Here is a 2,433-nt window from a genome sequence, read left to right on the forward strand (position 1 = left end):
TCAGGCCTGATCGCGCAGCGTGAGGCCGTTGGCGTCAATGACGGTCACGCGCACCGGAACGGACTGGCGAACGCTCTGCGTGACGGTGCAGAACTCCTCGAACTGTGCAAGTGCGCGGTCCAGATGCTCCAGCGAACCGGCCGCCACACCCAGGGTGATGGTGGCGTGCATGCCCAGGATGCGCAACCGGTTCTCCGGGTTGCGCCCCACCTCGGCCGTCACTTCGCAGCTCAAAGGTTCGGGCGCCTGCTTGAACTTGCGCAAGGCAAACAGCAACGAGTCGCTCAGGCAGTTGCCCACCGCGGCGCACAGCAGTTGCGAAGGGGCGGGACCTTCCCCTTTGCCCAGCGGGGCAGGTTCGTCGGCGATCAGGGGAACGATGCCTTCGCCGAACCGGATCTCGAAGCGGTAGTCGGCCTGCTGCAGGAGTGAAACGGAAACGGTGGTCATGGTGCTGGCCTGGTTGGGTGCGGTGGGGGGGTCAGAGCGCGTTGAGCGGGATCTTCAGGTAGGCCACGCCGTTGTCTTCTTTCGGTGGCAACTCGCCGGCGCGGATGTTGACCTGCACCGACGGCAGGATCAATGTGGGCATCTCCAGCGTGGCGTCGCGCTTGGTGCGCATGGCCACAAACTCATCCTCGCTCACGCCGTCGTGTACATGGATGTTTTTGGCGCGTTGCTCGGCCACCGTCGTCTCGAACGCCACCGGCCGGTCGGTGGGCGGGTAGTCGTGGCACATGAACAGCCGGGTCTCGGGCGGCAGGCTGAGCAGCTTGCGGGTGGAGGCGTAGAGCGTGCGGGCATCGCCACCCGGAAAGTCGCAGCGAGCGGTGCCCACGTCGGGCATGAACAGTGTGTCGCCCACGAACACGGCATCGCCGAAGCGGTAGGCCGCGCAGGCCGGCGTGTGGCCGGGCACAAACAGCACTTCACCGGAGAGCGCGCCCAGCGGGATGGCCTCACCTTCCTGAAACAGGTGGTCGAACTGGGAGCCGTCCTGCTTGAAGCCTGGCTCCAGATTGAACACACCCTTGAACACCTTTTGCACAGTGGTGATGTTGCCGCCGATGCCGATCTGCCCACCCAACTGGGCGCGCAGCCACGGCGCAGCCGAGAGGTGGTCGGCGTGGGCATGGGTCTCCAGGATCCAGCGCACCTTGAGGTCGTTGGCGCGCACGTACGTGACCAACTGCTCCGCAGATGTGTGCTGCGTGCGGCCCGATTTGGGGTCGTAGTCGAGCACCGAATCGATGATCGCGGCTTCGCTGCCCGGGCCGTTGTGCACGACATAAGTGACAGTCCAGGTGGCGGGGTCGAACAGGCCGTGGACTTGGGGATGGGCAGAGAGGGTGGTCATGGATCGCTCCTTCAAATATGTGCTGATAGTCTATTAACAAATAGATTGTTAGTCAATAGATTGTTTCGCACCGAAGAAGCGACCCGACCGGTCGCGCTGGCTCAAGGCTTGATGTAAGCGAATCCCTGCTTCTGCAACTTGGCCAGCCGCAGCACGCCCGAGGGTGTGAAATCGGCCTCCTGAATGAATTGCTCCTTCTTGAGGTCGCGGTTTTTCAGCGTGATCTCGCAAATCTCGAACGCCACACCCCGGCTCTTGAGGGCCGAAACCAGCGGTGCGAACTCGGTGCCGTTGGCCGCCTTGGCGCCTTCCATCAGCATGTCCACACCTTCGGCGTGGGTGACGATGGTGATCTTGGCCGTGGGATCGGTGTCCAGGTGGTTGCGCACATTACGCAAGCCCTTGAGGCCCTGGGCCATGGTGTTGTCGAAGTGGTAGGCCACGGTGTCCTGGGCAGACACGGAGGTGGCGGCCAGCGCCAGGGTGAGGGTGGCGAGAATGGATTTGAAGTGCATTTGGATCTCCTGGCGTGGGGTGAGGTCCAAGTCGTCGCAGGCTTGGGCCATGGGTGGGACCACCGGATTCTTTCACGCTTGGGATGTCGTTGAAGTTACGCACCCCATTCCAGTCCAGAGTTCTCCAGGAGTCTGGATTTTGCCGGGCACCCTGCCGGCATCCGGGACGATCTAGAAGGACTTTCCTCGGGGTCGCGACAGAACCTCCATGGAACGACGGTTTTGATCCCTGAGGCGCTCGACCTCCTGGGAAGCGAGCGCTCGTTCAGAGGGAGATTTTGTCGGATCTTCCGCGATGGCCTGTTGCTTGATGATGCCCTGGAATCGCGCTTCCACCTTATCGACCTTGTCCTTGAAGTAGCTTTCGCAAATCCCGCGAATGGGTGTCGTGGTTTCCTCCTTGGCACTGGAAAGCGCGCTGAAGCACAGCGTCGGCAGGTCATTGATCCCGGTGATGTCTCGTACGATCTCGCGCACCGTCTCCGCCACCGCGAGAACATGGCCGTCTGTGCGTTGTGTGGATGAGCCCACGCTGCTCACTTCGACCTTGATGCTGCCACC

General features: G+C 62.3%; 4 protein-coding genes. All 4 read right to left on the reverse strand.

The annotated features are described in order from the left end of the window. A complete protein-coding gene (locus tag Q0C59_RS05245) occupies nucleotides 1-450 on the reverse strand; it encodes an OsmC family protein (protein ID WP_291212668.1) in 450 nt (149 codons plus the stop codon). Between the two features lie 31 nt (nucleotides 451-481). Next, nucleotides 482-1,357: an MBL fold metallo-hydrolase gene (locus Q0C59_RS05250; RefSeq protein ID WP_291212671.1), complete on the reverse strand. Its 876-nt coding sequence runs from the start codon at nucleotides 1,355-1,357 to the stop codon at nucleotides 482-484. A 101-nt stretch (nucleotides 1,358-1,458) separates the two neighbouring features. After that, nucleotides 1,459-1,872, reverse strand: coding sequence for a DsrE family protein (locus tag Q0C59_RS05255; protein ID WP_291212674.1), 414 nt, complete (start codon nucleotides 1,870-1,872; stop codon nucleotides 1,459-1,461). A 171-nt stretch (nucleotides 1,873-2,043) separates the two neighbouring features. Then, a partial coding sequence (locus Q0C59_RS05260) for a hypothetical protein (protein WP_291212677.1) occupies nucleotides 2,044-2,433 on the reverse strand: 390 nt, incomplete at its 5' end.

Source organism: Hydrogenophaga sp. (assembly GCF_022844385.1).
Classification (GTDB): Bacteria; Pseudomonadota; Gammaproteobacteria; order Burkholderiales; family Burkholderiaceae_C; genus Hydrogenophaga.

Coding starts and splice junctions, on each gene's coding strand:
- Q0C59_RS05245 (WP_291212668.1), bottom strand. CDS start 450: ATGACCACCGTTTCCGTTTCACTCCTGCAGCAGGCCGACTACCGCTTC.
- Q0C59_RS05250 (WP_291212671.1), bottom strand. CDS start 1,357: ATGACCACCCTCTCTGCCCATCCCCAAGTCCACGGCCTGTTCGACCCC.
- Q0C59_RS05255 (WP_291212674.1), bottom strand. CDS start 1,872: ATGCACTTCAAATCCATTCTCGCCACCCTCACCCTGGCGCTGGCCGCC.